Raw genomic sequence first — 16228 nt, 5'->3', positions numbered from 1 at the left:
CCCCCAGCTAACCAGTCAACTCCCCCGAGTGGACCCGGTTAGGTCGGCAGAAGCTTAAGCGGATCCGCGCCGAATCGGGCTGGTCTTCAGGCGAATTGCATCTTCCTGCAGAAATCGCGGATTGCGGTTGCCGAGCCGGTAGCTGGCGGTTATGAGTTGCGTGGGGCGTACATGATGACGAGGACGCCCAGGAGGCAGATGGTGGCGCCTAGGAGGTCGTAGCGGTCGGGTTTGAAGTGGTCGACGAGGACGCCCCAGGCGAGGGAGCCGGCGACGAAGATGCCGCCGTAGGCGGCGAGGATTCGGCCGAAGTGGGGGTCGGGCTGGAAGGTGGCGACGAAGCCGTAGGCGCCTAGGGCAACTATTCCGCCGGCGATCCAGAGCAGGCCGCGGTGTTCGCGCCAGCCTTGCCAGATCAGCCAGGCGCCGCCGATCTCGGCGACGGCCGCGAGGACGAAGAGGGCGACGGACTTCAGGACCGTCACGGGGCGATCTCCGGGAACGGGATCGGGCAGTCGGGGTTGCCGGCGCAGGTTTCGAGGTCTTCGCAGCCGGCGGCGACGGCGGCTCGGAGGGTTTCGGCGATCACGGTGAGGTCGGCGAGCTTGGCTTCCACGTCGGACAGTTTCTCGCGGGCACGGGCCTGGAGACCGGCTCCCTCGCCGCGCCGGTGGCGATGGCGGGCGGTGTCGAGCAGGTCGGACACCTCGGCGAGGGTGAATCCGAGACGCTGCGCGGCCTTGATCACGCGCAGGGTGGTGACCGCGTCGTCCGGGTAGATGCGGTGGCCGCCGAGGGTTCGGGACGGCTCGTCGAGCAGGCCGCGGCGTTCGTAGTACCGCAGGGTCTGCAGGTTCACCCCGGCGGCCGCGGCCACCTCGCTCGATCTCATGACAGGAAGCCGTCGAGTACGGCGGTCTGGGTCGGCGGGACCGTGACACGGAGGCGAAGTTCGAGCGTGAAGGTGAAGAACGAGCAGCACTCGGTCTCGCGGGCGGTGAGGTCCTCGACCGTGGCCAGCGACTCCGGATCCAGCGTCAGGTCGAGCGTCTGCGGGTCCACGCGCTCGGCGCGCAGCAGGTGGTCGGCGAACAGCTGGTCGAACTCGGCGACGCGGAACGGCCGCTCCGCGGTGGGCAACGTGCAGAACTGCGAGATCTCGTCCATGGATCGACGGTAAACCCGTACCCAGGTACCGGATGCAACTACTGCAGCCAGGTCAGCGTGAACTGGACCGCGCCGAATGCCACCCGGTCCCCCGGCCGGACCCGCACGGTAGTCGTGATGCGGAGGTCGTTGACGCAGGTCCCGTTCATGGAGCCGAGGTCGCGGAGCATCCAGCCGTCGTCGACGTACCGCAGCTCGGCATGGGCCCGCGAGACCGATTCGTCGGGCAGGCGGAGCGTCGCGCCGGGCCCCCGGCCGATCCGCACGGTCGGTGAGCCGGGCGCGGGCAGGGCAAGAGCGTGCAGAGGAGCGGCATCCGTACGGCGGACCAGGCTGAGACGAGGCAGCGTGCTGGTCGGGATACGGGCGGCTCGTAGGCGCGGGATGCGGGCGCGGAGGTCACGCAACCAGGTGCCAGCGCCCCGGTCGCCGCGTGGGAGGTCGCGGACGGCGTCGGCGAGTTCGCCGCGGCTCTGGGCGCGGAGGACGAAGTTCATCCGGCGGATGAACGTGTCGTGGGACAGGCGGCCGGAGCCGGCGCCGTCGCGGAGGATCGCCAAGGCACGGTCACGGTCGGCGTCCGACGGACGCGTCCACGGCACCCCAACCGAGCTCATGGGCAGATTGTCCGTGGCCACCGGTTCACTGTCCACCACGGCCCATCACAGCACCGTGACAGCCGGTTCCTGGAGACTGTCCGTGCAGTGGGACAGAATGACGGGATGCGACTGCCTGTGATGCCGCCGGTCAAGCCGATGCTCGCCAAGCCGGTGAAGGAGATCCCGCGCGGTGAGATGTCCTACGAGCCGAAGTGGGACGGCTTCCGGTCGATCATCTTTCGCGACGGCGACGAGGTGGAGATCGGCAGCCGGAACGAGAAGCCGATGACGCGCTACTTCCCCGAGCTGGTCGAGGCGGTGAAGGCCAACCTCCCGGAGCGCTGCGCGATCGACGGCGAGATCATCGTGATCGGCGCGTCCGGCGACCGGCTGGACTTCGAGGTGCTGCAGCAGCGCATCCACCCGGCGGCGAGCCGGGTGAACATGCTGTCGGAGAAGACGCCGGCCCGGTTCGTCGCGTTCGACCTGCTCGCGCTCGGCGACGACGACTACACCGAGCGCCCGTTCAGCGAACGCCGCGCGGCGCTGCTGGATGCGCTCGCGACCGTGAAGGAGCCGATCCACGTCACCCCCGCGACGGCCGACCCCGAGACCGCGGCGCAGTGGTTCGAGCAGTTCGAGGGCGCCGGCCTGGACGGGCTGATCGCGAAGCCGCTCGACGGCACATACCAGCCCGACAAGCGGGTGATGTTCAAGGTCAAGCCGGAGCGTACGGCGGACTGCGTCGTCGCCGGCTACCGGCTGCACAAGAGCGGCCCGGACCGGATCGGCTCGCTCCTGCTCGGCCTCTACAACGACGACGGCACGCTGGCGAGCGTCGGTGTGATCGGCGCCTTCCCGCTCGAGCGCCGCAAGGAGCTCTTCCAGGAGATGCAGCCGCTGGTCACCACGTTCGACGACCACCCGTGGGCGTGGGCGAAGCAGGAGGAGGGCGTCCGGACGCCGCGCAACGCCGAGGGCAGCCGATGGCAGGCCGGCAAGGACCTGTCGTTCGTGCCGCTGCGGCCCGAGCTGGTCGTCGAGGTTCGCTACGACCACATGGAAGGCATCCGCTTCCGCCACACCGCACAGTTCGTCCGCTGGCGCCCCGACCGTACGCCGGAGTCCTGCACGTACGAGCAGCTGGAGGAGCCGGTGAAGTTCGACCTGGCCGACGTCCTCTCCAGCGCCCAGCGCTGATGCTCTACGGCCTCTACACGCGCCTCCTCAGGCGCCAGCTCGCCGGTCTGCCGATGCCGGAGCACGTCGCGATCGCGATGGACGGCAACCGGCGCTGGGCGAAGCGGGCCGGCTACGACGACGTACGGATCGGTCATCGGTTCGGCGCCGAGCACCTGGAGCTCTTCCTGCAGTGGTGCGCCGACGCCGGGATCCGGTGCGTCACCGCCTGGGTCGCGTCGCCGAGCAACCTGCGCAAACGCGATGCGGACCAGGTCGGCTACCTGATGGACCTCACCGAAACCGTGCTCGCGGAGCACGTCCGGCGGGACGTCCGCTGGCGGCTGCACGTCGCCGGTCAGCTGGATCTGTTGCCGGATTCAACGGCGCGTGCGCTGAAGGAGGCCGTCGAGGAGACCCGCGACCGCCCGGACTCCGGTGACCTGACCATCGCGATCGCGTACAGCGGGCGGCTCGAGGTGCTGGACGCCGTGCGGTCGGTGCTCGACGAGGCGGCCGCGGACGGGCGGTCGATCGAGGACGTCGCGGACGCGCTGAGCGAGGACGACATCAGCCGGCACCTGTACGTCCCGGGCCTGCCGGACCCCGAGCTGGTGATCCGGACCAGCGGCGAGCTGCGGATGTCGGACTTCCTGCTGTGGCAGGCGACCGGCTCGGAGATCGAGTTCTGCGACCTGTACTGGCCCGCGTTCCGGGAGATCGACCTGCTCCGGGCACTGCGGACGTACGGACGCCGGAGACTGCAACGATCCAGTTGAATACTTTCGGCCCGGACGGGGGCACTATGGAGGTGTACCGACCGGTAAGCAGCGGAGGTGGCACGATGTACGACGTCGTACTGCTCGTCGAACAGGAACTGTCCGAACCTGACGCGAAACGCGTCGTCGAACTCCATCAGGACATGCCCGAGCCGGTCAGGTACCACGTGCTGGTGCCCTGCCACAACGCGGAGGCCGGCGTCGAGGCGTCGATCAGCGCGCTCGGGACCGCGGACCTCTACGGGCCGGGCCTGGCGGGCCAGCGCGAGGACCTCGCCGAGGCGCAGAAGGCGATCGACTCCGAGGCCAAGGGCTGCACCGGGCGCAGTGTGCAGCGGCTCCGCGACCTCGGCCGGAACGCCGAGGGCGGGATCTCGCACGACCGGCCGATCGACGCCCTGGTCGCGACCGTGCAGCACGTCCAGGGCCGCGAGGTGATCATCCTGACCCGCCCACACATCGTGGCGGAGTTCTTCCACCTGGACTGGACCACCTCGGCCCGCCGACACCTCGGTGTCCCCGTGCTCCACCTGCTGGAGCACGATTCCCGGCCGGCTAGTGCGGGAGCAGAGCCGCGTACGTGATGCCGCCGGCCAGGCTGGCGATCAGCAGGGCCAGCGTCGTACGGACCGCACGCTCACCCGTGCGGCCGTAATGACGGCCGTCCTCGGAGTGGTACGCGAGCTTGAACCCGGCGTACCCGGCCGCGAGGACGAGCCCTAACTTGATCATCAGACACCTGCCGCCGCATCCGACTCTCTGAACTGCGTGGAGTACAGATCAGCGTACTCGCCGCCTGCCGCGAGCAGTTGCTCGTGCGTGCCGCGCTCGACGATGTTGCCGTGGTCAACCACCAGGATCTGGTCCGCGTTCCGCACCGTCGACAGCCGGTGCGCGATGACCAGCGACGTACGACCCTCCAGCGCGGTGTCCAGCGCCCGCTGGACGGCGACCTCGGACTCGGAGTCCAGGTGCGCGGTCGCCTCGTCGAGGACGACGATCTTCGGCGCCTTCAGCAACAAGCGGGCGATCGCGAGCCGTTGCCGCTCACCACCGGACAACCGGTGGCCGCGGTCGCCGACGACGGTGTCCAGCCCGTCCGGCAGCGCCGCGACCAGGTCCCAGATCTGCGCGGCCCGCAGCGCGGCGATCATCTCGTCCTCGGTGGCGCCCGGCTTCGCGTAGACCAGGTTGGCGCGGATCGTGTCGTGAAACATGTGCGCGTCCTGCGTGACGTACCCGATGGTGTCGTGCAGGGACTGCAGCGTCACGTCTCGTACGTCGCGGCCGCCGACGCGGACCACTCCCCCGCTCACGTCGTACAGCCGGGCGACCAGGTTCGTGATCGTGGTCTTGCCGGCGCCCGACGGCCCCACGAGGGCGACCATCTGGCCCGGCTGGACCACGAAGCTGACGTCGCCGAGGACCTGCGCGGAGACGCGCTTGTCGAGGACCGCGACGGACTCCAGGCTCGCCAGTGAGACCTGCTCCGCCGTCGGGTACGAGAACGCGACGTGCTCGAACTCGACACTCGCCGCGTCGCCCGGGAGATCCTCGGCGTCCGGCGCGTCCTTGATCATCGGCTCGAGGTCGAGCACCTCGAAGACCCGCTCGAACGACACCAGCGCGGTCATCACGTCGACGCGGACGTTGGAGAGCGCGGTCAGCGGACCGTACAGCCGGCCGAGCAGCGCGACGAGCGCGAGCAGGGTGCCGATCGTCAGCGTCTCGCGGACGGCCAGGTTGCCGCCCACGCCGTACACCAGGGCGGTCGCCAACGCGGCGACCAGGGTCAGCGCGGTGAAGAACACGCGGCCGAGCATCGCGATCCGGATCCCCAGGTCGCGGACCCGGCCGGCTCGCTCGCCGAAGTCGGCGTTCTCGATCGACGGCCGGCCGAACAGCGTGACCAGCAGCGCGCCGCCGACACTGAACCGCTCGGTCATCGCGGTCGACATCTCGGCGTTCAGTTGCATCTGCTCCCGGGTCATCGCGGCGAGCCGCCGGCCCAGCACGCGCGCCGGGATCAGGAAGATCGGCAGCATCAGGATCGCGACGACGGTCAACTGCCAGCTCAGCGCCAGCATCGCGCCGACGACCAGGATCAGGCTGATGACGTTCGAGACGACGCCGGACAGTGTCGAGGTGAAGGCCTGCTGGGCGCCGATCACGTCGTTGTTGAGCCGCGAGACCAGCGCGCCGGTCTGGGTCCGGGTGAAGAACGCGACCGGCATCCGCTGCACGTGCGCGAACACCCTGGTCCGCAGGTCGAAGATCAGCCCTTCACCGATCCGCGCCGAGAACCAGCGCTGCACCAGGCCGAGAACTGCCTCCACGACCGCGAGCAACGCGACGATCAGCGCGAGCGCGGTGACCAGGCCGGCGTTCCCCTTGGAGATCCCGTCGTCGACGATCTTCTTGAACAGCAGCGGCGACGCGATCACCAGGAACGCCGAGACGATCACCAGCAGCAGGAACGCCGTGATGTGCCAGCGGTACGGCTTGGCGAACCGGACGATCCGCCGCAGCGTGCCCTTGGCCAGCTTCTGCTCCAGCACCGACGTGTCCTGGCGCCGCCAGCCCATCGCACCCATTCCGGGGCGCATCATTCCCGACATCCGGCCTCCCTTTCACCTGATCTTCTCAACATCCGGTGCCCGCGCACACTTCCCGCAACTTTTGGTTGCGCATCCCGGCGGCGATGGTCTACAGTCATGAGCAACCAAAGGTTGCGAAAGGATGAGGGGCATGACCAGGAGCATCGAGCGGGAGATCCGGATCGCGGCCGCGCCGGAGGTGGTGTACGAGGTGGTCAGCTCGCCCGAGCACCTGCGCGAGTGGTGGCCGGACGAGGCCGAGCTCGACGCCGTACCGGGCGCGACCGGGACCATCGGTTTCAAGCAGGACGACGGCATGATGACGGTTCCGGTGACGGTGATCGAGGCCGAGCCGCCGCGCCGGTTCACGTTCCGCTGGGACTACGACGGCGAGGTCGCCACTGCGGAGAACTCGGTGCTGGTGACGTTCGACCTCGTCCCGGTCGACGGCGGCACCCTGCTCCGGTTCGCCGAGACCGGGTACGACGAAGCCGCCAAGTCCGACGCGGTGCTCGAGGACCACACCAGCGGCTGGGACTACTTCCTCCCCCGGATCGCGCCGTACGCCGGAAAGCTGGCGCAGCGGTCGTGATCGACGACGAGCTCTGGTCGGCGATCGGCGACCCGACCCGGCGGCGGATGCTCGACCTGCTGCTGGCCGACGGCGGCGGCACGGCGACCAGTCTCAGCGACAAGCTGCCGGTCACCCGGCAGGCGGTCGCGAAACACCTCGGCGTTCTCGACCGGGCCGGACTCGTGCACTCCACGCCGTCCGGGCGCGAACGCCGCTACACCGTGGACGACGAACAGCTCGCCCGCGCGATCAACCAACTCACCGACGTCACCGCGACGTGGGACCGGCGGCTGCAGCGCATCAAGCGCATCGCCGAGTCAATCGAAAGACGAAAAGGGGAACGATCATGAGCGACATCCTGCACAGGGTCGGCGTCATTGCGCCGATGAAGGACGTGCACACGGCTCTCACCACCATCGACGGCTTGGCCGGCTGGTGGACCGAGGACACCAAGGGCGACCCCGACGGCGTCATCGCGTTCCGCTTCGCCAGCGCGGGCGGCGACGGGTTCGACATGAAGATCCTGGAGACCGCGCCGGAACTGGTCCGCTGGGAGGTCGTCGGCGGACCGGAGGAGTGGATCGGCACGCACGTCAGCTTCCGTCTCTCCCAGGCCGACGAGTACGCGATCGTCCTGTTCAAGCACGAGGGTTGGCGGGAGCCGGTCGACTTCATGTACCACTGCAGCACGAAGTGGGCGACGTTCCTGATGAGCCTCAAGCAGTACGTCGAGACCGGCAAGGGCGACCCGGCGCCGAACGACGTACCCGTGAGCAACTGGCACTAGCCGAACGCGGCCAGGAGCTCCTTCAGACGGCGTTCCTGCGCCTCCCGCTCGAACCTGAGCTGGTCGTCGTACGAGCGGTCCGCGGCACCGAGCAGCAGAGCCTTGGTCTCGCGGATCGCTCCCGGCAACGGCCCGAGCAGCGCGTCGGACAGGTCCTTCACCGTCGCCTCCAGCTCGTCCGCTGGTACGACGATGTTCGCGAGGCCGAGCTCCTTCGCCTCCGCGGCCTCGACCCAGCGGCTGGTCGTGCAGATCTCCAGCGCCCGGGAGTAGCCGATCAGCTCGACGAGCGGCTTGGTGCCGCCGAGGTCGGGGACCAGCCCGAGCGACGGCTCGCGCATGCTGAAGCGCGCGTCCGGCGTGACGACCCGGAGGTCGCAGGCCAGCGCGAGCTGGAAGCCGGCCCCGACCGCATGCCCCTGCACCGCGGCGATGCTGACGATCTCGGGGCGCCGCAACCAGGAGAAACCGGACTGGAAGGTCGCGATCAGCTCCAGGACCTCGTCGGTCGGCTTCGCTCCGAGCGTCAGCAGCGGCTCCTGGCCCAGGTCGTTCTCCCCCATGATCAGCCGCCGGTCGAGTCCCGCCGAGAACGACGGCCCCTCCCCCGACACGACGACCACCCGCACCTCGGGCGGCAGCGCCGTACCGAAAGCGGCCAGCGCGCTCCACATCGCCGGCGTCTGCGCGTTCCGCACCTCAGGCCGATCCAGCACCACCCGGGCCACCGGCCCGTCCACCGTCAACCGCAGACCTGTCATGGCGCGGATATTACCCGGAAGTAATCAGGCGAGCGAGATCAGGTCGGCGTACTCGCTCGTCCAGAGGTCCTCGACGCCGTCCGGGAGCAGCACGACACGCTCGGGCTCGAGCGCCTCGACGGCGCCCTCGTCGTGCGTGACCAGCACGATCGCGCCCGTGTACGAGCGGATCGCGTTCAGCACCTCGGCGCGGGAGGCCGGGTCGAGGTTGTTGGTCGGCTCGTCGAGGAGCAGGACGTTCGCCGCGGACACGACCAGCGTGGCGAGGGCGAGGCGGGTCTTCTCGCCGCCGGACAGCACCCTGGCCGGCTTGTCCGCGTCGTCGCCGGTGAACAGGAACGAGCCGAGCACACTGCGCGCCTGGGTCTCGTTCAGGTCCGGGGCGGCGGTCTTCATGTTCTCCAGCACCGTGCGGTTCACGTCCAGGGTCTCGTGCTCCTGGGCGTAATACCCGAGCTTGAGGCCGTGGCCGTCGATCACCTCACCGGTGTCGGCCTTCTCGATCCCGCCGAGGATCCGCAGCAGCGTGGTCTTGCCGGCGCCGTTCAGGCCGAGCACGACCACCCGCGAGCCCTTGTCGATCGCCAGGTCGACGTCGGTGAAGATTTCCAGCGAGCCGTACGACTTCGACAGCTCACGCGCCATCAGCGGCGTCTTGCCGCACGGCGCCGGCGTCGGGAACGCGATCTTCGCGACCCGGTCGGACTGGCGCTCCTCCTCCAGCGACGACATCAGCTGTTCGGCGCGCCGCAGCATCTGCTGCGCGGCGGTCGCCTTGGTCGCCTTGGCGCGCATCTTGTTCGCCTGGTCGACCAGCTGGGACGCCTTCTTCTCCGCGTTCGCCCGCTCGCGCTTGCGGCGGCGCTCGTCGGTCTCGCGCTGGCTCAGGTACGCCTTCCAGCCGACGTTGTAGACGTCGATCTCGGCGCGGTTCGCGTCCAGGTGGAACACCCGGGTGACGGTCTCCTCGAGCAGGTTCACGTCGTGGCTGATCATGATCACGCCACCGGCGTACGACTTCAGGAAGTCGCGCAGCCAGATGATCGAGTCGGCGTCCAGGTGGTTGGTCGGCTCGTCGAGCAGCAGCGTCTCGGCCTGCGCGAACAGGATCCGGGCCAGCTCGACGCGGCGGCGCTGACCACCCGACAGGGTCGACAGCGGCTGGCCGAGCACGCGGTCCGGGAGGCCGAGGTTCGCCGCGATCCGGGCCGCCTCGGACTCGGCCGCGTACCCGCCGGCGGCATGCAGGTCCGCCTCGGCGCGCTCGTACCGCCGCATGCCCTTGGCGCGGGTCTTCTCGTCCGCGCTGGCCATCGACTTCTCGGCCGAGCGCATCCGCCGGACGACCTCGTCCAGGCCGCGGGCGGACAGGATCCGGTCCCGGGCCAGGACGTCGAGGTCGCCGGTACGCGGGTCCTGCGGCAGGTAACCGATCTCGCCCGACGACGTGACGGTGCCGCTGGCCGGCAGGCCCTCACCGGCAAGGATCTTGGTCAGGGTGGTCTTCCCGGCGCCGTTGCGGCCGACCAGACCGACCTTGTCGCCGGGGCCGACCCGGAACGACGCGGGCGCGAGCAGTTGGCGGGCACCGACGCGAACCTCGAGATGGGAGACAGTGATCATCGGGGTTCGGGCGCGTCCTTACACTCGGCAACTGGTCGATACGGCGGTGTCACGGCACGCCGAAATCCCCCGCACTGAGGTCTAGTGTAGGTGGGATGAAATTCAATCCGGACGCGGATCTCGACACCAGCGGCGTCGAGGATACCCGCGGTAGTGGTGGCGGCGGCCGCAGCGGCCTGCCGGGCGGGATGATCCCGGTCGGCGGCGGTATCGGCGGCATCATCCTGCTGGTCGTGATCCTGCTGCTGTCCGGCGGCCTGCCAGGCGGAGGTGGCAGCGACGAACCGGCGGCGCGGAACACGGCCGCGGGCAACCTCGACTCGTGCAAGAAGGGCAGCGACCTGCAGTCGAACTCGGACTGCCGGTTCGTCTTCTACCAGAACTCGATCGAGAGCTTCTGGGCCGCGGAACTCCCGCGCCGCGGCAAGAAGTACACGCGGGCGCCGATGCGGGTCTTCGAGGGCTCGGTGAACACCGGCTGCGGCCCGGCGACCAGCGCGGTCGGCCCGTTCTACTGCCCGCCGGACAAGCGGGTCTACCTGGACATCGGGTTCTTCCAGACGCTGCAGAACGACCTGGGCGCGCGCGGCGGCGAGTTCGCCGAGGCGTACGTCGTGGCGCACGAGTACGGCCACCACATCCAGAACCTGTACGGCATCCTCGACCGGATCAAGTCTCGCAACGGCCCGGCGTCCGACTCGGTCCGCTCCGAACTCCAGGCCGACTGCCTGGCCGGGATCTGGACCAACCACGCGACCACGGTCCCGAACAGCAGCGGCCAGCCGCTGATCACCGAGCTGAGCGAGGACGACATCGCCCGCGGCCTGGACGCCGCCGCCTCGGTCGGCGACGACCGCATCCAGCAGAAGACCCAGGGCCAGGTCACCCCGGAAAGCTTCAGCCACGGCACCGCCGAACAGCGCATGCGCTGGTTCACCAAGGGCATGGACTCCGGCGACATGACCGCCTGCGACACCTGGTCCGCCAACCCGCTGTAACTCCAGTGAACGAAACCGCCCCTGGACTCCGCGGAGTCCAGGGGCGGTTTGCGGTACCTATCCGATCCGTTGCGCCAATGGGTGCGCCGGATCGGGATCGGTGGTGGACGTCCCGGGGAGCCAGGCGACCATGCTCCCGTCCGGCGTCATGGTCATCGACCAGATGGTGAACGGCGGGAACGGCGCCGGATCCTGGACGGACACGCGAGTCCCATCGGCCCGGTCCTGCACCACGAAATGACCCGGCCGAGCTGGAACCACGTCGCTGGCGCCGGGCTCCCACGCCAAGATGTTGGCATCGTTACTGACAGCCAACGGCACACCGGGAATATCCCAGTAGTATCCACCCTGAACAATGTCGGATTCGGTGACCACGCCAGTCCCAAGGCGTTTGACCACGACTGCGGACGAGTCGGGATCGAAGCCCTTCATGAGAAGGGCATTGGAAATGAAGTACCGGCCGTCCCGGCTCAGCTGCATCGGGCCGAACGACAACCCACCCATCTTGTAGTACGGCATACTCACCTGACCGGTCGACGCATTGTAGAACACGTATTCGTTGGCTCCGTTGAAGTAAGGACTCCGATTGTCGTTCACCGTCATCGTATAGACGATGGTATTGCCGTCACCCGGCATCCCGGTCATGTTGGCGGAATCGCAGACCAGACTCGACGTACACATGTCGATCCGCTGGACCGCGCTGCCCTTAACTGCCCGGAATATCTTTCGAACATCACCCTGCGGGAATCCAGGGTCCTCGACCAGAGTATTCAAGGCCAAGATGCTTCCGGAGTCCGACAGCGCGATGCGCTCGACAGGTGCCGAGATTCCCGGGTCGGCAGTCCACACCGCGTGCTCGTCGAAGTCGTAGACCATGACCTTGCGCGCCGGACCGTCCCCATCCACGATGTAGGCGATATAGCGGCCATTCGCAGCGCTCGCGAGCTTCGGCTTCGGACGACCGAAGCCACCGGATAACGGGTCGACCGCCGCTGAGATCATCTGTGGTGAACGGGCGTCCGCCGCACGCGAGGCCAGCTCGACCTCGCCGTTGGCCAGGTCTCTACGGACGAGGTAGAAGTTGCCGTCCCGCGGGATCCCGGGCGGCCCGACCTCGTCCGGGGTCAGGCTCAACGGGAAGAACGCGTAGCGGCCGTCGTCGGAGAGCTCGACGCCGACGGTGCTCGTCTTCCCGTCCATCCCGCGCATCAGATCGTTGGCGCCCGGATTGTCGATCAACGGACTACCGGCGACGACCGGCTGCGACGTACCAGGCCCGCTCTGCCCAGCGGCGGTGACAGCGAAGACGCTGACCGTGTAGCTGACGCCGGCCCGTAGGCCACCGATGACCGTGCTCAGGTTCGAACCGGGGACGGTGTGCGAGCCTGTGTCCGGCTCGGTGGTCAGGACGTAGCGGTCGATGGGGTTGCCACCTGGCTGCGAGGGCTCCCGCCAGGTGACCAGGGCGGCCAGGTTGCCGGGGGTGGCGGTGACGTCTCGGGGTGGGGTCGGGACATGAGGGCCGACATAGATCCCGGCTTCTGCCGTGAGCTCGCCGTGGTCGCCGTTCGGCGGGACCAGGGCCTGAACCTTCACGACGCCATCGGCGACCGCGTCGTAGACTCCGTCCTGGGTGACGGTCCCGGGTCCCTTCACGACGCTCCATGTCGCGGGCTCGTCCGGATAGCCGAAGATGTGGCTGTTGAAGTCGATCGTCTCGCCCACTGCCAACTCCGCGCTCGGCGGATCAATCAGCACGTTGCGGATCGGTCCACCCGAGTCGAAGACCTGCTGCTCCCAGCGGAACCCTTCGAACTGCTGGTGCAGGACGTTCTTCGTGGCCAGATCTGCCGTCAGACCACCAGTGAGTTGGACTCCGAGGAAACCTGCGATGAACGGGTTCTTGTCTGTGTCCGCCTCGGCCCGAGCGTACGGCTTTGCGGTGATGTACGGACCGGCCGTTCCGTAGAACAGCAGCATGATGTCGGGTTCGAGGGCGAGCGTTTCGTCGATGTTGCCGAACGCGTCGAGGTGCGGTTCGGACACCAAGCTCTGGTCGCCGAACGGCTCATCGCTCAGCGTGTTGCCGTTGCGGCGAATGCGATCTCCGAACTGACCGGATGAATGGCCGACGAGTCTGATGCCTGCTCGGCCTTCGACGGTCAGCACCACGTACACGTCGACGCCCGGACACATTTCGACCGGGAGACGGCCGAGGTACACCGCAACGCAGGCGCCCCGCAGGTGCCCAATCGGGATGCGGCGTTCCTTCTCGCCTCTCCAGAACGACTGGTCGACCCTGTACTCGATGTCGGTGTCGGCCTTGATCGTGTACTCGCTCTGGGGCGAGCCGGGTCCGCCGTTGACCTCGAACGACGGATCCAGCGAGCCCGCTATCTCCACGTGCACACCATGGTCGATGTCCGCGGAGAACTCGAAAGTGAACTTTCCGTCGTGCAGCCCGAAGGTCGGCGGGTCGACTGTTGCCGAGGTGCCGGCGCGGGCTCGCGGGGCTCCCTGCCGTAGCGTCTTGCCCTTCACCGTCGGGTGCCGCAGCGTCGCGCCCGGAGTCTCTTGCTGGAACCGCAGGCCGTCGGAGTCCTTGATCTTGATGTCGCGGGACAAGGCGCCATCGGACACGACGTCGGGCAACGACGCGTCTTCGGTTTGGAAGACCAAGACCGTGCCGGTGTCGACCCGTAGGACCTTGCGGAGCAGTCCCTCTGGGGTTACTGGGCTCGAGGTGGCGACGACGATGGCGCCCGCCTGGATGGCGTTGAGCTGTTCGTTCGGATTGGTCACGGAGATGCTCGTGGTGCCAACGTTCGCGATTCGGCTCATCGAGTCAGCGGTCAGGACGATCGGGTCCTGGGCAACGGCGATGGTCGGCTTGATCGGCCTGGAAGCTGCTGTCGGCAGGCCGGCGCCGTGCATGTTCAGCGCCGAGACGACGAAGGTGTACTGCGTCTGCTGATCGAGCCCGTCGACCGCGGCGGACAGCGAGGTCGTGTCGACGACCCGTCCGCCGGGGCTGACCGTCACGCGGTAGCCCGTGATCGGGGCGGAGCCGGTGTCGATCGGCGGTTCCCAGGCCACGGTGATCGTGCCGTTCTCGGTGACTGAAGCTTGCAGATCGGTTGGTGCGTTGGGCGGCCGGGTGGCTGATGGCGTGCCGGTCGCCACGGACCAGTCGCCGGTACCGGTTTTGTTGCGGGCTCGGACCTTGACGGTGTACGTCGTGCCGTTGTCGAGGCCGGTGAAACCGGTCACGGTCGTGCCGGCGGGGATGACGATCCGGTGGTCCCCTGGGTTGGCGGTGACCTCGTAGTCGAGGATGTCGGCGCCGCCGTCGGCCGGTTGGACCCACTGGATGTCCAGGCGGCCGTCGAGCTGGAAGAGTGCGAGGTCCACTGGTTTCAGGGGGACTTCGGCAACCTTCGGGATCACCGGAACTGCCATGGACGCCGTCGAGCCGTTGGCGTTCGTTGCCGTGACCACGACTTTGTAGAGCTGGCCGTTCGTCAGGCTGGGCAGTGTTGCACTGTGCTGGTCACCAGCAACAGTCACTGGCGTCGTGGCCGGGACTGTCGTGACCTTGTAACTGGCCACCTGATCGACCGCGCCCTCTGGTGCGGACCACGTCACCACCGCCTCGCTGTCCCGACCGAGAGTGTTCGTGATGAACGGCGCGCCGGGTGGAGCGGGCGCCGCCGGCTTGATCGCCTGCGACGCCGCGGAGTAGTCCGACGCGCCCGCCGCTGTCTTCGCGCGAACCTGGAACGTGTACGCAGTACCGTTCGTGAGTCCCTGCACGACGACGGAGGTGCCGGTGCTGGTCGACGCAGTCTGACCCCCGGGAGACGTCAGTATGTCGTATCCAGCGATCGGGAGATCCCCCGAGTCGGCCGGCGGATCCCAGCGGACCTCCACGGCCCGGTCGCGGGCGCCTCCGGTGACGTGGAGCGGCGGCTGCGGCTTCGACGGCGCGACGGCGTACGCCTGGATGTCGACGTACAGGCGGACGCCGGCGTTGGTGCCGTTGCCGATGCTGACCGTTCCGGTGGGGCTGACGCGGGCCCACATCAGGTTGTAGGACAGCGTATTGGCTGACGGCGGCGCGACGTCCGTCACTCCGGTCGGCCGGGTTTCGTTCCCCGGATAGGTCACGACCTCACCACTGGTGGTCGAGCCGTAAGCAGTCACTCGGAGCGCAGCGAACGTGACGCCGCTCGCCGGGAGACCGGCTTTGCCGAACAGCTGCAGCGTCTGTACGCCGTTCACAGGCACCAAAGTCGCCGAACCTGTGTCGAGCAGGCGCTGCTGCGCGACGGGGACGGACCGCAAGGAGATCGCTGCGGGATTCGTCGCAGCGGTGAAATAGCCGACGACGTCGACGGTGTAGTGCGTCGTACCCGAAGAGACATTGAAGAGCGTCAGGCTGCCGGTGCTTGAGAGCTGAACGACAGCACTGTTCGTGTACGGCTTCGCGGCGCCGAAGTTGCCGTGATAGGCGCTGGGTCGGGCACCACCACCTGGGTACAACGTCCATCCACCAGCGGCCGTCGGCGACCACGCGGTGACGTTCACGACAGCGGCGGTGATGTTCGCCACTGCCGGCAGACCACCCTTCGTCGCGATGGTGACGGTGATCGCGGAGTTGGCCGGGACCGGCGTGTTGGTCGTGACACCGATCTTGTTCCTGGTGTCGATGACCCGCGCCTGGCGCAACGGGACCAGACGATTGCCCGAGGTCTGCGACGACGCATCGGTGTAGTAGCCCGTCACGTCGGCGAGGATCCGGACCGTGCCGGCGCTGCCGTTCTTGAAGCTGATCGCACCCGCGGAGTTCACCCGAACCGTCGAGGAGGACGAGGTGAATCCGCTGTTCGCGTAGAAATAGAAGCTGGGCGCGCTCGGCACGGCCTCCCCCGTCGGCCAGGCGAACACCGACCCGGTCGCCGTCGGGGAGATCGTGATGATGTTCATCTGGATGGCGCTCACGCCGGTCGCGGGTACGCCGTTGCGGCCGGTGAACTGAACTGTCACTGTCCCCTGGGCGGGGACCGGCGTGGTGGTCGGGACGCCGATATGCGTTCCGGTGTCCAGCATTCGCTGTGGTGGCGACAACGGCAGGTACTGTCCGGGCCCGGCATTGGGCACCGTG

16 protein-coding genes are annotated in these 16228 nt (G+C 68.3%); 7 read left to right on the top strand and 9 right to left on the bottom strand.

What is annotated here, in order from left to right; genetic code table 11:
• Window positions 1-149: 149 nt before the first annotated feature.
• From ACWEOO_RS20600 to ACWEOO_RS20585, 4 genes are read right to left on the bottom strand one after another with little or no spacing between them, the layout of a single operon-like run.
• Window positions 150-485 carry a YnfA family protein gene (locus ACWEOO_RS20600; RefSeq protein WP_452144341.1) on the bottom strand — a complete coding sequence of 112 codons (336 nt, stop codon included), beginning with the start codon at window positions 483-485 and terminating at the stop codon, window positions 150-152.
• A complete protein-coding gene (locus ACWEOO_RS20595; protein WP_452144340.1) occupies window positions 482-892 on the bottom strand; it encodes a MerR family transcriptional regulator in 411 nt (136 codons plus the stop codon). Before ACWEOO_RS20595 ends, ACWEOO_RS20600 begins: the two co-directional genes overlap by 4 nt.
• Window positions 889-1167: a hypothetical protein gene (locus ACWEOO_RS20590; protein ID WP_359929199.1), complete on the bottom strand. Its 279-nt coding sequence runs from the start codon at window positions 1165-1167 to the stop codon at window positions 889-891. The genes ACWEOO_RS20595 and ACWEOO_RS20590 overlap by 4 nt, the downstream gene beginning before the upstream one ends.
• 38 nt (window positions 1168-1205) lie before the next feature.
• A complete protein-coding gene (locus tag ACWEOO_RS20585; RefSeq protein WP_452144339.1) occupies window positions 1206-1784 on the bottom strand; it encodes an FHA domain-containing protein in 579 nt (192 codons plus the stop codon).
• A 105-nt stretch (window positions 1785-1889) separates the two neighbouring features.
• Here ACWEOO_RS20585 and ACWEOO_RS20580 point away from each other — a divergent pair, with 105 nt between their 5' ends.
• From ACWEOO_RS20580 to ACWEOO_RS20570, 3 genes are all read left to right on the top strand, one after another.
• On the top strand, window positions 1890-2966 hold the full coding sequence (locus ACWEOO_RS20580) for an ATP-dependent DNA ligase (RefSeq protein WP_359929203.1): 1077 nt from the start codon (window positions 1890-1892) through the stop codon (window positions 2964-2966).
• A complete protein-coding gene (gene uppS, locus ACWEOO_RS20575) occupies window positions 2966-3724 on the top strand; it encodes a polyprenyl diphosphate synthase (protein ID WP_452144338.1) in 759 nt (252 codons plus the stop codon). The genes ACWEOO_RS20580 and uppS overlap by 1 nt, the downstream gene beginning before the upstream one ends.
• Before the next feature lie 65 nt (window positions 3725-3789).
• Entirely contained in the window at window positions 3790-4308 is a 519-nt protein-coding gene (locus ACWEOO_RS20570) for a hypothetical protein (protein WP_452144337.1), read from the top strand.
• Here ACWEOO_RS20570 and ACWEOO_RS20565 read toward each other — a convergent pair.
• Window positions 4280-4456: a hypothetical protein gene (locus ACWEOO_RS20565; protein WP_359929208.1), complete on the bottom strand. Its 177-nt coding sequence runs from the start codon at window positions 4454-4456 to the stop codon at window positions 4280-4282. The two genes, ACWEOO_RS20570 and ACWEOO_RS20565, sit on opposite strands and share 29 nt — an antisense overlap.
• On the bottom strand, window positions 4456-6342 hold the full coding sequence (locus ACWEOO_RS20560; protein WP_452144336.1) for an ABC transporter ATP-binding protein: 1887 nt from the start codon (window positions 6340-6342) through the stop codon (window positions 4456-4458). Before ACWEOO_RS20560 ends, ACWEOO_RS20565 begins: the two co-directional genes overlap by 1 nt.
• A gap of 130 nt (window positions 6343-6472) precedes the next feature.
• Here ACWEOO_RS20560 and ACWEOO_RS20555 point away from each other — a divergent pair, with 130 nt between their 5' ends.
• The 3 genes from ACWEOO_RS20555 to ACWEOO_RS20545 are packed head-to-tail and all read left to right on the top strand — an operon-like array spanning window position 6473 to window position 7682.
• Window positions 6473-6913, top strand: coding sequence for an SRPBCC domain-containing protein (locus ACWEOO_RS20555; protein WP_452144335.1), 441 nt, complete (start codon window positions 6473-6475; stop codon window positions 6911-6913).
• Entirely contained in the window at window positions 6910-7245 is a 336-nt protein-coding gene (locus tag ACWEOO_RS20550) for an ArsR/SmtB family transcription factor (RefSeq protein WP_452144334.1), read from the top strand. Before ACWEOO_RS20555 ends, ACWEOO_RS20550 begins: the two co-directional genes overlap by 4 nt.
• A complete protein-coding gene (locus ACWEOO_RS20545) occupies window positions 7242-7682 on the top strand; it encodes an SRPBCC family protein (protein WP_452144333.1) in 441 nt (146 codons plus the stop codon). The genes ACWEOO_RS20550 and ACWEOO_RS20545 overlap by 4 nt, the downstream gene beginning before the upstream one ends.
• Here ACWEOO_RS20545 and ACWEOO_RS20540 read toward each other — a convergent pair.
• Together ACWEOO_RS20540 and ACWEOO_RS20535 are read right to left on the bottom strand one after the other, a co-directional pair.
• Window positions 7679-8443, bottom strand: a complete 765-nt coding sequence (locus ACWEOO_RS20540) for an enoyl-CoA hydratase/isomerase family protein (protein ID WP_452144332.1) — start codon at window positions 8441-8443, stop codon at window positions 7679-7681. The genes ACWEOO_RS20545 and ACWEOO_RS20540 overlap by 4 nt on opposite strands.
• 24 nt (window positions 8444-8467) lie before the next feature.
• Window positions 8468-10066, bottom strand: coding sequence for an ABC-F family ATP-binding cassette domain-containing protein (locus ACWEOO_RS20535; protein ID WP_359929218.1), 1599 nt, complete (start codon window positions 10064-10066; stop codon window positions 8468-8470).
• A 95-nt stretch (window positions 10067-10161) separates the two neighbouring features.
• On the opposite strand from ACWEOO_RS20535, the gene ypfJ reads away from it, so the two are divergent.
• Entirely contained in the window at window positions 10162-11064 is a 903-nt protein-coding gene (gene ypfJ / locus ACWEOO_RS20530; protein ID WP_452144331.1) for a KPN_02809 family neutral zinc metallopeptidase, read from the top strand.
• Between the two features lie 57 nt (window positions 11065-11121).
• On the opposite strand, the gene ACWEOO_RS20525 is transcribed toward ypfJ, so the two are convergent.
• The gene (locus tag ACWEOO_RS20525) at window positions 11122-16173 is read right to left on the bottom strand and encodes a fibronectin type III domain-containing protein (protein WP_452144330.1); all 5052 of its coding nucleotides are present in this window, start codon (window positions 16171-16173) and stop codon (window positions 11122-11124) included.
• Window positions 16174-16228: the final 55 nt, after the last annotated feature.

It is taken from the genome of Kribbella sp. NPDC004138 (assembly GCF_053603655.1).
The sequence above is the reverse complement of the archived record's forward strand: the minus strand, read 5'-3'. Positions and strand labels throughout refer to the sequence as shown.